This is a genomic window from Huaxiibacter chinensis, from assembly GCF_022171985.1.
Lineage (GTDB): Bacteria > Pseudomonadota > Gammaproteobacteria > Enterobacterales > Enterobacteriaceae > Enterobacter > Enterobacter chinensis_A.
Genome location: NZ_JAJVHF010000003.1, coordinates 1 through 16756, shown reverse-complemented (window position 1 = coordinate 16756; position 16756 = coordinate 1). Strand labels below are relative to the sequence as shown.

Below are 16756 nucleotides of genomic sequence, written 5' to 3'. Positions count from 1 at the left end.
AATTTTTTCATGTGATGAGTTTGCGAGCAAAGCGATGATAAAGTGGCCCTGGAAATCGAATGACACCGCCCGGAGCGCGGCGCTCCCCTGGAATGATGCGCTGGCAATCCCTGTTCTGGCGAACCTCACCCAGCACGATCGGACCCGACTTATCTCACTGGCAGACAAATTTTTGCAGCAAAAGCGGCTGGTTCCCCTTCAGGGCTTTGAACTCGATGAGGTGAAAAGCGCGCGGATCGCCCTGCTCTTCTGTCTGCCTGTACTGGAGCTGGGCATCGAGTGGCTCGATGGCTTCCATGAGGTCTTGATCTATCCTGCGCCATTCGTGGTGGATGACGAGTGGGAGGATGATATCGGGCTTGTGCATAATCAGCGCGTCGTTCAGTCCGGGCAAAGCTGGCAGCAAGGTCCCATTATTCTTAACTGGCTGGATATTCAGGACTCTTTCGATGCGTCAGGTTTCAATCTGATTATTCACGAAGTGGCGCATAAGCTGGATACACGTAACGGCGACCGCGCCAGCGGCGTGCCTTTTATCCCCTTGCGTGAAGTCGCGGGCTGGGAACACGATCTGCACGCGGCAATGAATAATATCCAGGATGAGATCGACCTGGTGGGTGAAAGCGCAGCGAGTATTGATGCCTATGCCGCCACCGATCCGGCAGAATGCTTTGCCGTACTGTCAGAGTATTTTTTCAGCGCACCCGAGCTTTTTGCCCCACGTTTTCCTGCATTGTGGCAGCGCTTTTGTCATTTTTACCAGCAGGACCCCTTACAACGCTTGCGTGGACATCAAGGCCCTGATGATAAACTTTCCCCACAAGTACACTAAAACAGCAGTTTGAATCAAAATTAATCATTTGAATCAGCGTGTTAATTTTAGTGTTGACACAAATTAGCGGGGCTATTAACATTCGCCTCGTTCACACGATTCCTCTGTAGTTCAGTCGGTAGAACGGCGGACTGTTAATCCGTATGTCACTGGTTCGAGTCCAGTCAGAGGAGCCAAATTTAGAAAAGCCTGCTTTCGAGCAGGCTTTTTGCTTTTCTGAATTTACAGTCCATTTCCGTCATCAACGCAGAATGGCTTCCAGTCTGGCAAGCACTTCATTGATGACACCCTCCGGTATGCGTTCCAGACGCTTGCCGTTGCGAGCATCCAGTTCGAGGGTTCCCGGCTGGTCGCGGCGAATAACACCCGTCGTTTTTGTCCCTGCGCCATCCAGCGAAACGGTAAAGCCCGCTGTACGGGCAAAGTTCCCTCCACTGGTGACGGGAACCACGACGGGTAATTGGGTGAGCTTGTTGAACGGTATCGAGTTCATGGCCCCATGGTCAGGCCAGACTATCTTTACTCGTTGCCCCACTGGTTCAGGAACGACGCGATTTCATCAATGCGTTGCGCGTTGATGCCCGCTTCCTCCGCCATCTCTTTTTGTGCGTCCTCGTCGATCTCCTGGTTGTCCATCAGACGGGTGATCAGCAATTGAAAATAGCGTGCCAGAGAGTCGCGTTCCGTCTCGCTTACCTGCTCGGCGGTCTCTGTCGAATACTCATCCACGATGTCATAGAATTTCAGCGGTATTTCGGTGCTCATAAGGGGCCTTAGGGGTTAACACCCGGGTCAGTGGCCGATTTTTGTGGCCTGGATAAACTGCTGCATTTTGTCTCTTTCTTTGCCGAAGAGTCAAATTCGCCAGCCCGCTAAAAATTGGCTATTATCCGCATCCCGTCTTCTGCTGGCAGCACTATGTCCACCATCATCGATAATTTCATTGCCCCGCCCTGTCATGACGAAATAGAGGTTCTCTATTGCGACGACCATCTTGTGCTCATTAATAAACCCAGCGGGCTGCTCAGCCTGTCAGGGAAAAACCCGCAAAATAAAGATTCGGTCCATCATCGCCTGGTACAGCTATTTCCGGGCTGCACGCTGGTTCATCGGCTGGATTTTGGCACTTCAGGTTTACTGTTAGCTGCCCGTAATAAGGCGATGAATGCGGTGCTTTGCCAGCAGTTTAGCGAGCGTACGGTGAACAAGGTCTACAGCGCCCTGCTGTGCGGGCATCTTGAGCAGGATGTCGGTGAGATTGATGCAGCCATCGGCAGAGATCCTGCGCTGTTTCCGCTGATGTCGATCTGCGCGATTCACGGCAAGCCCGCGCGATCGCACTATCGCGTCGTTGAGCGCTTTTATCGCACTTCAGAAGACGGTACGGCCCTGCCCGTAACGCGCGTTCAGCTTACGCCGCTGACGGGTCGGACCCATCAGTTGCGAATTCACTGTCAACATTTGGGCCACCCTATACTGGGCTGCGACCTGTACGGGGGTCTTTTATTGCCGGGTACACAACAGACGCCCCGGCTGATGCTGCATGCCAGTGCGTTAGATTTCGTCCACCCCGTCAGCGGCGAACATATTCACGCCAGGCATGCCAGTCCGTTCTGACGCCTGAGCGGGCGGGCATTATTAGCGTTAAATCTGATAATCAATGGCGACTTCCTCAGGCTCCATCACCTGCCGTTTGATCTCATCAACCGACAGCCCGGCATTGCACAACTCTATAAATCGCCAGACATAATTTCGCTGTAGCTGACCGCGCTTCATCCCGAGCCAGACGGTATTGGCGTCAAACAGATGACGCGTGTCCAGTCGCACCAGCGTTCCCTCCTCTTTTTCCCCTGCGGATTGTTCTGCTACCAGACCGATGCCTAACCCCAGCTCAACATAGGTTTTGATCACATCAGAATCCTGCGCGCTAAGGACGACATCCGGCGTAATGCCTTTGCGGTTGAACGCCTCATCAATACGCGAGCGTCCGGTGATACCCTGACGATAGGTAATAAGCGGCCATTTCCCGATGGCCTCCAGCGTCAATGGCGATACCTGCGTTAAAGGATGATCCACCGGCAAGAGCAGACTGTGATACCAGCGAAACCACGGGAAGGCCACCAGCAGAGGATCATTGCTTAAACGCTCGCTGGCGATACCGATATCTGCGCCACCGTTTTGCAGCAAACCCTCGATCTCCTGAGGCGTGCCCTGGATGAGTTCCAGCCGCACGTCCGGGAAGAGTTCCCGAAAAGCTTTAATGACTGGCGGCAGACTGTATCGCGCCTGAGTATGGGTGGTGGCGATCGTCAAAACCCCAGAGGCATCGTTAGTGAAGAGATCCGCCAGACGACGGACGTTACTGGCCTCGTTGAGAATGCGCTCGGCAATAATGAGCAGCGCTTTACCCGGCTCGGTCATCCCTAACAGGCGTTTGCCCCGACGGATAAAGATCTCGATGCCCAGCTCCTCCTCCAGTTCGCGAATATGGCGACTGACGCCTGACTGAGAGGTATAAAGCATGTTGGCGACGTCAGTCAGGTTGTAATCCCGCCTTGCCGCCTCACGAATAATTTTAAGTTGCTGGAAATTCACGTTTCACTCCACCCCATCTCGTATGCCTCTATTGTTAGAGTCAGCAGCGCGGCAGAACAAATAATAAAAACCAGCATCTTATGCTTTTAAGGAATATTAACTCACCAGCTGAAGTTCGCGGTTCTCAAGCGACGGACGGCTGACCAGCGACATCAGTATCTCTTTCACCGCCTGGGCCTGCGGCGTTAACGATCCGCGGGCGGACATGTTCAAAGAGAGCGGCAGGCTCATGGATGGCGTAGTGATCCGCGCCATCCAGCCGTTTGCGGCGCTGCATAACGAACGTGCAGCAGACTCGGGCAGGACCGTGACGCCCATTCCGCTCGCAATCGCAGCGGTCAGCGTGGAAATAGAGTCAATTTCACCGATGATTTTTGCCGTCAGGCGGCGCAGTGAAAAGGCTTCGTCCACGCGTACGCGTACCGCGCTGTAGTCGCGGGGTAAGAACAGATTCATCTCAGCGACGGCAGTCAAATCGACGCTCTGGCCCGGGCAATCCCGCGTTCCGACAAGATAGAGATCTTCTTTCAGCAACGGCTGGCTGGTGATCCCGGCAATCGGCGAACGGTCATAAAGCACCGCCATGTCCAGCTGACCATTGAGAAGTTTGTCGTTTAAGACAGCACCGCTGTTTTCGTGCAGATAAACCAGCACTTCCGGCAGTTCGGCGCGAACCGCCTGCAGCAGCGGCATGGTAATCGAAGAGGCCGCCGTACCTGGTGCAAGGCCAATCGAGACCTGTCCACTCAGGGTTTGCCCCACGTTGCACACCGCAAGCTGCGCCTGTTCGCACTGGCGAAGAATGGTGCGGGCATGCGTATAAAGAATTTTTCCGGCTTCGGTTGGCGTCACGCCGCGCTTGGTACGGATTAATAACTGTTGATCCAGTTCACCTTCCAGAGTGGCCACCTGCTGACTCAGTGCAGGCTGTGCGATATGTAACACTTCTGCTGCCTGGGTCAGGCTGCCGATGTCGACGATTTTTACGAAGTATTTTAGTCGTCTTAAGTTCATGTTGCCCCCTGTTCAAAATAGAGTGCCGGTACTGGCGCGAGTTGTTGAGAAAGGTTTTGCAATATGAATGCCAGTTTTTTAGTGAGGTCCGATATGTCTGCTAAATGGCTGAAAATAAGAGAAACTAATCACTCCGCCCGGTTTAATGAATGAAACAGCGGTTTAAGATCTGCCCCATAAGGGGTACGTCTGCACCACAACCGTGCAATACGTTGACGAAAACCGCAATTTGATGCTTTTGTCAGCAAACGATCGGCATGAGTGATTCTCCCCTTTGACATCCGGAACTGACGTCGATAATATGCGCCCCGTTCACACGATTCCTCTGTAGTTCAGTCGGTAGAACGGCGGACTGTTAATCCGTATGTCACTGGTTCGAGTCCAGTCAGAGGAGCCAAATTTAGAAAAGCCTGCTTTCGAGCAGGCTTTTTGCTTTTCTGCCCTGTCACCGCCTTCTCTGCTTCTTACGACGACAATTAATGACAGGCGTTCGCCCCCGAATTTGTTACACTTCTCGCGCAACGGAACATCCCGATATCCAACGTCAGGACATGCTCAACGACAATGCACGCGACCGGACTTAACATCATTAAAACGCTGGGCTGTATGACAGCGGTGACCTTTTTTACGATCTACAACACCTGGGATCGTTATGACTACGATTACCACTGGATCCTGGGTTTTCTGACCTTTATTTCCACCATCGCCACCCCGCTGTTTTTTGTCGTCTCCGGGTATCTCGACGCGCAATCCCGCCACGGTTACCGCTGGCAGATCGATAAAATTAAAAATCTGGTCATCGTCTTTCTGTTCTGGATGACGCTTTATTACGTCTGGGAACCTTACCAGCGCGGTTATCTCATTCAGCCCTGGTTTGTATTCGCGTTCCTGGTGATTTACACCCTCCACCCCCTGCTGAAGTGGTTAAGTCAGCGTCGACGCCTGTTTATGGGGGTCATCGCTGTTCTGCTGCTCTTTTCTTACGGTTACGATCTGCTCTCCGCGCTGTATCCTGAAAAGCATCTCTTTTCGTTACCGCCGCAATACCGTCTCTGGACCTGGCTGCTGTTCTATCTGACCGGACAACTGTTCTGCGATCCGTCCATCGCGGCATGGATAAACCGTAAGCGCGTCATCAATACGGCCCTGATTTCTATTCCGTTCATTTATCTGTTCACCTGGTTTTACGAGCGTCACTTTTTCTTCGCGTTGTTTAAAGCCGACCGAAACGCTTTTATTCTGACCGGGTCACAAATTTATATTCTGATTGTCGCCCTGGTGATTGCCGCGAACGGCGTCCGGTTTCGTAAGAACAGTGAAGTAAAAGAAGCCATGCTGGCGGCGATCAGCAAAACGATGACTGGGGTGTATATCCTGCACTACTCCGTTTTCCATTTGCTGGCCGCGCTGATCCCCATTACGTCGCTGACCACCAAACTTCTGCTGATCGCGCTGACGTTTATCAGCTCCGTGCTCATCTCCATGCTGGCGCTGTCGAACGTGTACATTAAAAAAGTGATCACGCTGTAGGCCGCACCTGTCACATCACTACCGTTTCCCTTACGACCTCAATACGTCACTCCTGGACTTAACCCTGAACACCCGTGGCCCATCATTCGGCTGTACGGCGCGCCGGGCCGACAGTTCTGCAGTGGCGTTTAAGCGCTTTCTGGAAAGATAAAATTGTTTTCACCAGCCCACCATCGCGGTAGTCTCATCAGTTCCGTTTATATGACGGAGGCAATGTGAGTGACCTTTTCTTATACCAATAATTAAAAATCAGTACAGACAGGACAACTATGGACACCACCCTCATCTCCGATCGTGCCAACGAGGAGACACCTTCACTTCATCGTGCGCGCCGCGCCGCACTGGGTAGCTTCGCCGGCGCCGTCGTCGACTGGTACGATTTTCTGCTTTATGGCATCACGGCCGCGCTGGTCTTTAATCGCGAGTTTTTCCCGCAGATTAGCCCCGCCATGGGAACGCTTGCGGCCTTTGCCACCTTCGGCGTGGGGTTTCTGTTTCGCCCGCTCGGCGGGATCATTTTCGGCCATTTCGGCGACCGTCTCGGGCGTAAAAGAATGTTGATGCTCACGGTCTGGATGATGGGTATCGCCACCGCGCTTATCGGGCTGTTGCCCTCGTTTGCCGCCATTGGCTGGTGGGCACCCACGCTGCTGGTGACGTTACGCGCCATTCAGGGTTTTGCCGTTGGCGGAGAATGGGGCGGCGCGGCGCTGTTATCCGTGGAAAGCGCGCCCCGCCATAAAAGAGCCTTCTACAGCAGCGGCGTGCAGGTAGGGTACGGCGTGGGGCTCTTGCTCTCCACCGGGCTGGTTTCACTGGTGAGCCACTACACCACCGACGCACAGTTCCTGAGCTGGGGCTGGCGTATCCCGTTCCTGTTTAGCCTCCTGCTCGTCATCATTGCCCTGTGGATCCGAACCGGGATGGAAGAGTCGACCGAGTTCGAGCAGCAGCAGCGCGATCAGCCCGTGGTTAAACAAAGACTGCCGGTAATTGAAGCATTACTTCAGCATCCCGGCGCGTTTTTAAAGATTATCGCCCTGCGCCTGTGCGAACTGCTGACGATGTATATCGTGACGGCATTTGCCCTCAACTACTCCACGCAAAATCTCGGCCTCTCGCGAGAGTTGTTCCTTAACATCGGTCTGCTGGTGGGCGCCATAAGCTGCCTGACTATCCCCTGCTTTGCCTGGCTTGCCGACCGTTTTGGTCGGCGTCGGGTGTACATCACTGGCGCACTGATAGGGACCTTCAGCGCCTGGCCGTTCTTTATGGCGCTGGAGGCGCAATCGCTGTTCTGGATTGTGTTTTTCGCCATCATGCTTGCGAACATCGCGCATGACATGGTGGTGTGCGTGCAGCAGCCCATGTTCACCGAGATGTTTGGAGCGCGCTACCGTTACAGCGGCGCGGGCGTCGGATATCAGGTTGCCAGCGTGGTGGGCGGTGGATTCACGCCGTTTATCGCGGCGGCACTGGTGACCTTCTCAGGAGGAGACTGGCGCAGCGTGGCGGTCTATCTGCTGGCGGGCTGTCTGCTCTCGGCGCTCACCGCCATGTTCATGAAAGACAGCCCATCCTGATCTCTGACTTTTGTTTCACAATCGTGTGACATACTATCGGGTAAGCCGCACACCTGTGGAACAAGGAGACAGAGATGAATAATAAGGGCAACAGCCTGACCCCGGCTCAGGCACTGGAAACGCTGGAAGCGTTGTACGAACAGTCCGTCAACGCCCTGCGCAGTGCCATCAGTGAATACATTGAAAACGGGACGCTTCCTGATCAAAAGGCCAGAAATAGCGGCCTTTTTGTTTATCCGTCACTGTCCGTGACCTGGGATGGGAGTTCAACCACCAATCCTAAAACGCGTGCCTATGCGCGATTTACCCACGCGGGCTGCTATTCGACCACCGTCACACGTCCAGCGCTGTTTCGCGCCTATCTCGAAGAGCAGCTCACGCTCCTGTATCAGGATTACGGCGCGCATATCTCCGTTGAACCTTCGATGCATGAAATTCCCTATCCCTACGTAATCGATGGGTCGGCCTTAACGCTGGACCGCTCGATGAGCGCGGGGCTGACGCGCCATTTCCCGACCACCGAGCTGTCACAGATTGGCGATGAGACCGCCGATGGGATTTACCATCCTGCGGAATTTTCGCCTCTTTCGCACTTTGACGCCCGTCGCGTGGATTTCTCGCTGGCCCGTCTGCGCCACTACACCGGCACGCCGGTCGAACATTTCCAGCCTTTTGTTTTGTTCACCAACTATACCCGCTATGTTGACGAATTTGTCCGCTGGGGGTGCAGTCAAATCCTCGACCCTGATAGCCCCTATGTCGCGCTGTCCTGTGCGGGAGGGATCTGGATCACCGCAGAAACCGAAGCTCCCGAGCAGGCGATTTCCGATCTGGCGTGGAAAAAGCATCAGATGCCCGCCTGGCACCTGATTACGGCGGAGGGTCAGGGGATTACGCTTATCAATATCGGCGTGGGTCCGTCGAATGCCAAAACCATCTGCGATCATCTGGCGGTATTGCGCCCGGACGTCTGGCTGATGATTGGCCACTGCGGTGGCCTGCGTGAAAGCCAGGTGATTGGCGACTATGTCCTGGCGCATGCCTACCTGCGTGATGACCATGTGCTGGACGCGGTGCTGCCGCCGGACATCCCTATTCCAAGTATTGCTGAGGTGCAACGCGCCCTGTACGACGCCACCAAAACGGTGAGCGGCATGCCGGGTGAAGAGGTCAAACAGCGTCTGCGTACCGGCACCGTCGTCACTACCGACGACCGCAACTGGGAGCTGCGTTATTCGGCCTCCGCGCTGCGGTTTAACCTCAGCCGCGCCGTGGCCATTGATATGGAAAGTGCCACCATTGCCGCCCAGGGCTATCGCTTCCGCGTCCCTTACGGCACGCTGCTGTGCGTGTCCGATAAGCCGCTTCACGGCGAAATTAAGCTCCCCGGGCAGGCAAATCGTTTCTACGAGGGGGCAATTTCCGAGCACCTGCAAATTGGTATCCGCGCCATCGATTTACTGCGTGCGGAGGGTGACAAACTGCATTCACGCAAGCTGCGGACGTTCAACGAGCCGCCGTTCCGTTAATAACAATAAGGAAGAAACATGCACACCACATCACCGCTTAGCCGCCTGCGTTCGTGGCTGGAGATTAACCAGCTCGACGGGATGATCGTGCCGCGTGCCGACGCCTGGCAGAGCGAATATTGCGCCCCCTTCGATGAGAAACTGGCCTGGCTGACGGGTTTTGACGGCTCTGCGGGGCTGGCGCTGATTTTAAAAGATCGCGCATTGTTGTTTGTTGACGGGCGTTATCAGGTGCAGGCGCGGGTTCAGGTGGATATGGAGGCGTTTGAGATCCATCATCTGCATAACGAACCGCTGGCCGACTGGTTACAGGAAAACGTCCCTGCGGGAACGCGCATCGCCTTTGAATCCTTGCTGATGACGAACAGCGACTATACCGCCCTGACGCAAACGCCGTGCGAGCTGGCGCCTTTGGCAGCCTCGCCTTTTGATACGCTCTGGACGGATCGCCCTGCCCCGCCCGCAGGGTTGATTCGTGAAATGCCGGTGTCCGTGAGCGGTGAAAGCAGTGAGGAAAAGCGCCAGCGTATTGCGACCCGTCTGGCAGACCAGGAGGCGGACTATCTGGCGATTACCCTGCCGGATAATATCGCCTGGCTGCTGAACGTGCGTGGCGCAGATATCCCCACAAGTCCCGTTCCCCTCTCCTTCGCCTTGCTTGCGCGTGACGGCGGCGTGGAGTGGTTTGTAGACGGCGATAAACTTATCGAACTGCCCCCTTCCGCCGTCAGCGGTTTGGTTATTTCACCCCAGGACGATTTTATTAAGCGCATTCAGCAGGTGTCGGAGGGCAAGCGCGTCTGGCTGGACGCGGACTCCGCGCCTGTCGCGCTGCGCTTTGCGATTGAACCTCATGGGAACATTCTCTGGCAGACCGATCCCATTACGCTTTTAAAGGCGCATAAAAATCCGGTTGAGCTGGCGGGCTATCGCGAAGCCCATCATTACGATGGCGCTGCCTGGGTTAACTTCCTGGCGTGGCTGGCGCAGGAAGTTCCGCAGCGTGAAGCGGCGGGCCAGCCCCTCACCGAACTGGAAGCGCAGGAAAAACAGCTGGCGTTTCGCGAGCAACAGCCTGGCTTTATTGAGCAGAGTTTTGCCACTATCTCCGCTTCGGCAAGTAATGCCGCAATGTGCCATTACCACGCCAGCGTGGCGACCAATAAAGCGATCACCAGCGGTGATTTTTATCTGAATGACTCTGGAGGGCAGTACCACAATGGCACCACAGACGCCACGCGCACCCAGTCGTATGGCCGCCGTGACGCCCAGCAGCGCCTGCACTACACGGCGGTACTGAAGGGCTTTTTATCGCTCATTACCCTGCAGTTCCCGTCAGGCAGCCAGGGGCATCAGCTGGACGCCTTTGCACGCCGGGCGCTTTGGGAGATGGGTCTGGATTACGATCACGGCACCGGACATGGCGTGGGACATCAGCTGTTGATCCATGAGAACCCGCACCGTCTGGCGAAAAAGTTCAACCCATGGCCGCTGGTGGCAGGGAATATCATGACCATCGAACCTGGCTATTATCAGGCCGACAGCCACGGGATCCGTATAGAAAATCAGGTTGAGATCGTCGAAAGCCAGCCCGGCTTTTGCCGCTTTGCCTCCCTGACGCTGATTCCTGTCGATCTCAGTCAGGTCGAAATGCATCTGCTCAGCGAGCAGGATAAACAGTGGCTGGACGATTATCATCAGCAGGTCCGGGAGGCCCTCTCCCCGCTGGTGGACAGCGATGCGCGCCCGTGGCTTTTCGCCGCAACGGCACCGATTCGCGTGCAGGCCGCCTGACCTTAACCGCCGGGCCACGTGCCCGGCATGTTTCGTGACGCGCAGACAGCAAAAAGCCCGCTTAAGTTTCCTTAAGCGGGCTTTTCTGAATATGGCTCCTCTGACTGGACTCGAACCAGTGACATACGGATTAACAGTCCGCCGTTCTACCGACTGAACTACAGAGGAATCGTGTGAACGGGGCGCATATTATCGATGGCCCCTTCCGATGTCAAAGGCTGAATGCGTAAAATGAATCGTTTGCCGATTTATTCTCCACTTTGTGCATTTGTCAGGCTGGCTCCGGCGATTTTCTCCGATTTATTCTTTTCTCGCGGGTATTTCCACAGCCAGCGCCCGCTGACCATGCGCCAGTAGAACAGCGCGCCGCGCACGGCCCAGTCGAGGAACATCCCCAGCCAGACGCCGACCACACCCATGCCCAGCATAATCCCCAGCGTATAGCCCGCGACAACACGACAGCCCCACATTCCCAGCATGGAAACCCACATCGCAAAGCGGGCGTCCCTTGCGCCTTTCAGGCCCGCAGGCAGTACCCAGGACGCGGCCCAGATTGGCATAAAGGCGGCATTCAGCCAGATCAGGATTTTCACCACCTCTTTAACGTCATCTTCATGGGTATAAAACGAGGCCAACAGTCCGGCAAAGGGAGCCGATCCCCAGGCGATCAGCGTCAGGCCAATCGTCGAGAGCCAAAATACGTGACGCAGCTGCCGCTCGGCCTGATAAATCTGCCCTTTCCCCAACCGCTTGCCGGTAATGATCGTTGACGCCGACCCCAGGGCGTTGCCCGGCAGGTTAATCAGTGAGGCGATGGAAAAGGCAATAAAGTTACCGGCAATCACGTCGGTCCCCATGCCTGCCACAAACATTTGGGTCAGCAGCTTGCCGCTGTTAAACAGCACCGATTCGATGCTGGCCGGAATGCCAATGCCCATCACTTCCCAGATAATGGCGAAATTAAACGGGCGGAAGTAACTTTTGAGCGAGATACGCAGCGCAGGATTGAAGCCCACCATCAGCACCACAATAATCGCGATGGCACCAATGTAACGGGAGATCGTCAGCCCCAGTCCGGCGCCGATAAAGCCCAGACCGTCCCAGGAGAAAATGCCGTAAATCAGAATACTGCTGATGATGATATTGAGGATGTTCATCCCGCCGTTGATGAGCAGCGGAATTTTAGTGTTCCCGGCACCACGCAACGCTCCGCTGCCGATCAGGGCTATCGCCGCCGCCGGATAGCTCAGGACGGTCATCTCCAGGTAGGTTAGCGCCAGGCCTTTGACTTCGTTGTTCGCGTCCCCGGCGACAATATCGATAATCTCTTTGCCGAAATAGTGGATCACTGCCGCCAGAACGATCGAGAAGATGGTCATGATCATCAGCGACTGACGGGCGGCCTCGCGGGCACGTTTAGGGTCGAGCTTGCCCAGGCTAAAGGCAACCACCACCGTGGTCCCCAGATCAATGGCGGCAAAGAAAGAGATCACCACCATGTTGAAGCTATCGGCCAGCCCCACGCCGGCCATCGCTTCTTTACCCAGCCAGCTGACCAGGAACGTGCTCAACACCCCCATCAGCAGGACGCAGGTGTTTTCCAGAAAGATAGGCACAGCAAGCGGGGTGATTTCACGCCAGAACAGAACACGGTAACTTTTTCGTTTGGCATACCAGGGCGTTCGCATGACGGCCTGGCGTAAAGCGGCAGTGACGTTCAAAATGGACCTTAAAGAGAGAAAGTTGAAACTCCATTTCAAATGATGAGTGAGAAACCCTCATCCTGCAAAGTATTTTCCATAAAAAGATGTGTGGAAAGACAACAAACTGCGTACAGATTCAGCAATTGAACCCAACCTACTAAGATCGGGTTTGACAAAACTTTTTAGCTCGCTAAGATAGGCCTCCAAACCGATTCCTCTGTAGTTCAGTCGGTAGAACGGCGGACTGTTAATCCGTATGTCACTGGTTCGAGTCCAGTCAGAGGAGCCACATTCAGAAAAGCCCGCTTAAGGAAACTTAAGCGGGCTTTTTGCTACCTGGCGTTTGCCGTGCGGTCAATGATGCAGTAAACGAAGTCAGTCAACGCTTTACGTCAACCGTTATATTCCCCCTTTTCAATAATAATTCACAAGCCGAATATTTATGTCGGTTGCTAACCAATTAAATACACTGCTAATGCATTATAATTTATTTATTCTTAAATCTGCCAAAAGTAAAACTTAATATATACAAATAACGAATTACATAAACCGGCTAAACCCCTGTTTATTCTGAAAAATAAATAATTATTAATGATGGATGATAAGCATTGATAGATATTCCGTCATTTTCACCCTCTATCCTGCCCGTCCTTTCAGAAATATACTATTTAATATCAGAATGACCCGAAGTTCTTCATTTCGCACAAAGCATTAATCCGCACCATAACAAGGATGTCATACAATGAAAAAAAGCATACTTTCCTTATGTATTGCTCTCGCGTTGCAATCCAGCGCGCTCTCTGCCTACGCCGAGGAGAGCGAGTTAAATGCCGCGTCAGCATGCCCGGACAATATCGCTTCCCTGAGCCAGGACGAGCAAAAAAAGCTTAGCCTGAAGTGCCAGAAAGAGGAGAATAACGATGACGTGTTGCTCTGGCTGGGCGCAAGCGTGGCAGCCATTGCCAGCAGCGTGGGCATCATTGCTTATAACGATCACGATTCGGACTCGTCGTCATCCGACGTGGCGCCTGTTCCGCCTACGCCGCCCTCACCCCCTGAGCCACCCTCACCGCCTGAGCCACCGTCACCGCCTGCGCCACCGTCACCGCCGGAACCTGACACCCGTGTCACCACCTACAGTAACGGCCTGACGCTGGACAGGGGTAAGGACACCCTCAATTTCGATGACATTAAACTGGCCGACGGCACGCATCCCGGCGCCGCCACGCTTAGCTATTCACAGCAAAACGACAAGTGGCAGATCACCACGCCGGATGGAAAAATACTGAATGTGACTGGCTGGAACGTCACTGACAATAATGCCGCCGTAATCGAAGGTACGCAGGAAAATGGCCGGTACTGGAAATACGACAGTCGCGGCTACCTGATCCTCGCCAGTGATAAAACGCAGGTTATCGCCGAAAACAACGCCACCAATACCAGCGATCGCGGGCTGGAAATCAGTGGCAAGAAAGCGATCGGCGCGATTATTTCCGGTGATAACGCCACCAACACGCTTAGCGGCGATACCCATGTCAGCGATGGCGCAACGGGCATTGTCATCACCGGCGACGGCACCACTAACGCGATTTCCGGCCATTCCACTATTGATGGCGCAACCGGCGCGCTGATTTCTGGCAACAACAGCAAAACCGCCATCGCTGGCGATATCACCATCACCGGCGGCGGCACAGGCATGGTCGTCGACGGCGACAATACCCTGCTGGATAACACGGGTACGACCACCGTCAGCGGCGCAGGCTCAACCGGCTCTGTTATTTACGGCAAAGATACGCACGTCATCAACCATGGTGCGGTCAACGTCTCCGATGGCGGTACCGGGGCGAAAGTCATCGGTGACGGCGCGGTTGTTGACAACATCGGCGACACTACCGCCAGCGGCGCTGGCTCGGTAGGTCTGTCTGTCAATGGCGATAACGTAATGGTTATCAGCGAAGGGGAGATGAATATTGCCGATGGCGCAACAGGCGCAATTATTGACGGCGATAATGCGCAAATTGTGAATACCGGTGCGACCACCGTTGACGGAGCGGGCTCTACCGGGACGCTTATTAATGGCAATAAAACAAACTTAACGCAGAACGGCAATATGGTGGTCACCAACGGCGCCAATGGTGTTCTGGCGAATGGCAAAAACAGCCAGATCACCAATAAAGGGAAGGTCACGGTTCGCGATGCGGGTTCTGTCGGTTTTCTGATCGCGGGCAGCGAGAATATTTATGTCAACGAAGGGGATATTGATGTCAGTCTGCTGGGTACAGGCGCATTGATTAGCGGCGATAACTCGCAGGTCACGCTGAACGGTAGTATCAACGTTAATGCTGAAACAGACAGCGACGGCGTTTCCCGTGGGGCGACCGGTATCAGTGTGACGGGCAATAACACCAGTACGGTGATTTCCGGTAACGTCAACCTGAAAGCAGAGTACGGTAAAGACGGTAAGGCTGCCTCCAGCGACAAACTCATCGGTGTGACGGTAAGCGGTACCGGCAATGATGTCGTTCTGAACGGCAAAATGGATGTCTCCATGAGTGATCAAGTCGTCGAAGATGGTCAGTTCATGGATGCCTATGGCCTGGACGTTCAGGGTAACGGCAATACCGTTGAAATTATGGGCGGCGTGGATGTCAATTACGCGCACTACCCCAGCTACGATGTCTCAACGCTTACAGGGATCAACATTAACGGCGCCAGTACGGTAACGCTGAGCGGGGAATCGAACGTTGAAATCAACGCTTATATGGGTGCTCCCGCCATGCTCGCCAGCGTGGAAAACGGTGGCACACTGACTCTGGACGAAAATTCCGAAGTCGATGTTAATTACATTCCCTCCAAAACAACTGACTACTATCACATCTTTGCCATCCTGAGGGCATCGGGCGAAGGCTCTACGATTGAAAACAAAGGCTCGGTAAACCTTACTGGTTCAACACCCCTGTTCCGTGCCGAAAAAGGGGCTCATGTTATCAATAGCGGCAAGGTGACGGCCACCGAGAGTCGGGCAGGGAGTTATCCTGTCGCCCTTATGGAAGCCAATGGTTCTGGTTCACTGATGGAAAATAGCGCGGGCGGGAGTATCACGATAACGTCTACATTGACGCCAGCCAAGAGCTATGGAATGTTCGATTTCCCTATTGCATATTACGGAAATTCTAACTACGCCATGCTGGCCGAAAGTGGCGCAACCGTCATTAACAATGAAGGCGCCACCATTACCTTACAGGGCGCTGGCGTTTTCGGCGTTTCCGCCAGTAAAGGCACCGCCATCAACGCGGGCGATATCACTCTGGATGGCTTTCAACCCACGCTGGATGCCGAGGGTAATATCACCGACACCCGCTACTGGCAACCTTCAGATCTGTATATCACCAGCGCGGGTATGGTCGCCGGCTCCACCAAAAGCGGTTATGGCGGCGGCACAGCCACCAACACGGGCAACATTACGGTTAATAATGCCGGTTTCGGCATGATGGCGCTTAACGGCGGCACCGCCATCAACCAGGGCAGCATTACCCTGACGGCTGATGCCAACGTGACACAAACCGACGAAAACCAACTGGTCGGGATGGTGGCGCTGAACGGCGGCAAGGTGGTTAACGACTCGATGGGCACCATCAACATCATCGCCGACTACGGCAAGCCGTTCTATACCGACAGCAGCAGTTCCATGGTTAACTACGGCACCGTCTGTATTGGCGGGGAGTGCCAGTCTGCGCAGGCAGGTAACGTCGAATCATCTCCTGCTGGCTCTTACGCCCTCTCCGGCTACGTCGTCGGCACCAGTGCGAACGGCAGCGCCGGACAGCTGACGGTGAACAACGCCAGCCTGAACGGTGTCGGCATCAACACCGGCTTTACCGCAGGCACTGCCGATACCACCGTCACCTTCGATAACGTGGTGGAAGGTGACAACCTCACCAACGCCGATGCCATCCGGTCCACCAGCGTGGTCTGGAACGCCCAGGGCACCACCGACGCCGACGGCAACGTTGACGTTACCATGACCAAAAATGCCTATACCGATGTGGTGACGGACGGTTCCGTCAGCGACGTGGCGCACGCGCTGGACGCGGGCTACACCAGCAACGAGCTCTACACCAGCCTCAACCTGGGCACCACCGCCGAACTGAACAGCGCCCTGAAGCAAATCAGCGG

11 protein-coding genes, 4 tRNA genes and 1 pseudogene are annotated in these 16756 nt (G+C 54.6%); 10 read left to right on the top strand and 6 right to left on the bottom strand.

The genetic code is table 11. From position 1 onward, the window contains the following. The first annotated feature begins 34 nt into the window (after window positions 1-34). On the top strand, window positions 35-832 hold the full coding sequence (gene mtfA, locus LZP96_RS08775) for a DgsA anti-repressor MtfA (RefSeq protein WP_258925830.1): 798 nt from the start codon (window positions 35-37) through the stop codon (window positions 830-832). A gap of 100 nt (window positions 833-932) precedes the next feature. Beyond that, a tRNA-Asn gene (locus LZP96_RS08770) sits at window positions 933-1008 on the top strand. A gap of 65 nt (window positions 1009-1073) precedes the next feature. On the opposite strand, the pseudogene LZP96_RS08765 reads toward LZP96_RS08770, so the two are convergent. Then, window positions 1074-1310: pseudogene (locus LZP96_RS08765) on the bottom strand (type II toxin-antitoxin system PemK/MazF family toxin); the annotation flags it as partial. A 41-nt stretch (window positions 1311-1351) separates the two neighbouring features. Further along, complete coding sequence (locus LZP96_RS08760) at window positions 1352-1597, bottom strand: DUF2543 family protein (protein ID WP_064326626.1); 246 nt, start codon at window positions 1595-1597, stop codon at window positions 1352-1354. Window positions 1598-1750: 153 nt separating this feature from the next. Between LZP96_RS08760 and LZP96_RS08755 the strand changes: the two genes are divergently transcribed. Further along, window positions 1751-2449 (top strand): RluA family pseudouridine synthase, encoded by a 699-nt coding sequence (locus LZP96_RS08755; protein WP_258925828.1) that lies wholly within the window; start codon window positions 1751-1753, stop codon window positions 2447-2449. A 27-nt stretch (window positions 2450-2476) separates the two neighbouring features. Here the strand turns inward: LZP96_RS08755 and cbl are convergent, their stop codons facing one another. Further along, window positions 2477-3427: an HTH-type transcriptional regulator Cbl gene (gene cbl, locus LZP96_RS08750; protein ID WP_258925827.1), complete on the bottom strand. Its 951-nt coding sequence runs from the start codon at window positions 3425-3427 to the stop codon at window positions 2477-2479. Between the two features lie 96 nt (window positions 3428-3523). After that, complete coding sequence (gene nac, locus LZP96_RS08745; RefSeq protein ID WP_064326628.1) at window positions 3524-4441, bottom strand: nitrogen assimilation transcriptional regulator NAC; 918 nt, start codon at window positions 4439-4441, stop codon at window positions 3524-3526. A gap of 321 nt (window positions 4442-4762) precedes the next feature. On the opposite strand from nac, the gene LZP96_RS08740 reads away from it, so the two are divergent. The 5 genes from LZP96_RS08740 to LZP96_RS08720 all read left to right on the top strand — a co-directional run bounded on the left by LZP96_RS08740 (window position 4763) and on the right by LZP96_RS08720 (window position 10877). Further along, window positions 4763-4838 (top strand) — tRNA-Asn (locus tag LZP96_RS08740). 209 nt (window positions 4839-5047) lie between these two features. Further along, on the top strand, window positions 5048-5971 hold the full coding sequence (locus LZP96_RS08735; protein WP_258926028.1) for an acyltransferase: 924 nt from the start codon (window positions 5048-5050) through the stop codon (window positions 5969-5971). A gap of 269 nt (window positions 5972-6240) precedes the next feature. Then, complete coding sequence (gene shiA, locus LZP96_RS08730) at window positions 6241-7554, top strand: shikimate transporter (RefSeq protein ID WP_258925825.1); 1314 nt, start codon at window positions 6241-6243, stop codon at window positions 7552-7554. A gap of 74 nt (window positions 7555-7628) precedes the next feature. Further along, window positions 7629-9083: an AMP nucleosidase gene (locus LZP96_RS08725; RefSeq protein WP_064326630.1), complete on the top strand. Its 1455-nt coding sequence runs from the start codon at window positions 7629-7631 to the stop codon at window positions 9081-9083. 18 nt (window positions 9084-9101) lie between these two features. Beyond that, complete coding sequence (locus LZP96_RS08720; protein ID WP_258925824.1) at window positions 9102-10877, top strand: aminopeptidase P family protein; 1776 nt, start codon at window positions 9102-9104, stop codon at window positions 10875-10877. Window positions 10878-10969: 92 nt separating this feature from the next. Here LZP96_RS08720 and LZP96_RS08715 read toward each other — a convergent pair. Beyond that, window positions 10970-11045 (bottom strand) — tRNA-Asn (locus LZP96_RS08715). Window positions 11046-11125: 80 nt separating this feature from the next. Continuing rightward, window positions 11126-12565, bottom strand: a complete 1440-nt coding sequence (gene emmdR / locus LZP96_RS08710) for a multidrug efflux MATE transporter EmmdR (protein ID WP_064328159.1) — start codon at window positions 12563-12565, stop codon at window positions 11126-11128. A 228-nt stretch (window positions 12566-12793) separates the two neighbouring features. On the opposite strand from emmdR, the gene LZP96_RS08705 reads away from it, so the two are divergent. Next, window positions 12794-12869, top strand: a tRNA-Asn gene (locus LZP96_RS08705). A gap of 453 nt (window positions 12870-13322) precedes the next feature. Further along, window positions 13323-16756, top strand: a 3434-nt coding sequence (locus tag LZP96_RS08700) for a beta strand repeat-containing protein (RefSeq protein WP_374230094.1), incomplete at its 3' end; no start/stop codon positions are given.

Excerpts from the sequence above, each read along its gene's own strand:
- emmdR (WP_064328159.1), bottom strand. The coding sequence starts at position 12,565 with ATGCGAACGCCCTGGTATGCCAAACGAAAAAGTTACCGTGTTCTGTTC.
- shiA (WP_258925825.1), top strand. The coding sequence starts at position 6,241 with ATGGACACCACCCTCATCTCCGATCGTGCCAACGAGGAGACACCTTCA.
- LZP96_RS08760 (WP_064326626.1), bottom strand. The coding sequence starts at position 1,597 with ATGAGCACCGAAATACCGCTGAAATTCTATGACATCGTGGATGAGTAT.
- LZP96_RS08755 (WP_258925828.1), top strand. The coding sequence starts at position 1,751 with ATGTCCACCATCATCGATAATTTCATTGCCCCGCCCTGTCATGACGAA.
- LZP96_RS08725 (WP_064326630.1), top strand. The coding sequence starts at position 7,629 with ATGAATAATAAGGGCAACAGCCTGACCCCGGCTCAGGCACTGGAAACG.
- mtfA (WP_258925830.1), top strand. The coding sequence starts at position 35 with ATGATAAAGTGGCCCTGGAAATCGAATGACACCGCCCGGAGCGCGGCG.
- LZP96_RS08735 (WP_258926028.1), top strand. The coding sequence starts at position 5,048 with ATGACAGCGGTGACCTTTTTTACGATCTACAACACCTGGGATCGTTAT.
- LZP96_RS08720 (WP_258925824.1), top strand. The coding sequence starts at position 9,102 with ATGCACACCACATCACCGCTTAGCCGCCTGCGTTCGTGGCTGGAGATT.
- nac (WP_064326628.1), bottom strand. The coding sequence starts at position 4,441 with ATGAACTTAAGACGACTAAAATACTTCGTAAAAATCGTCGACATCGGC.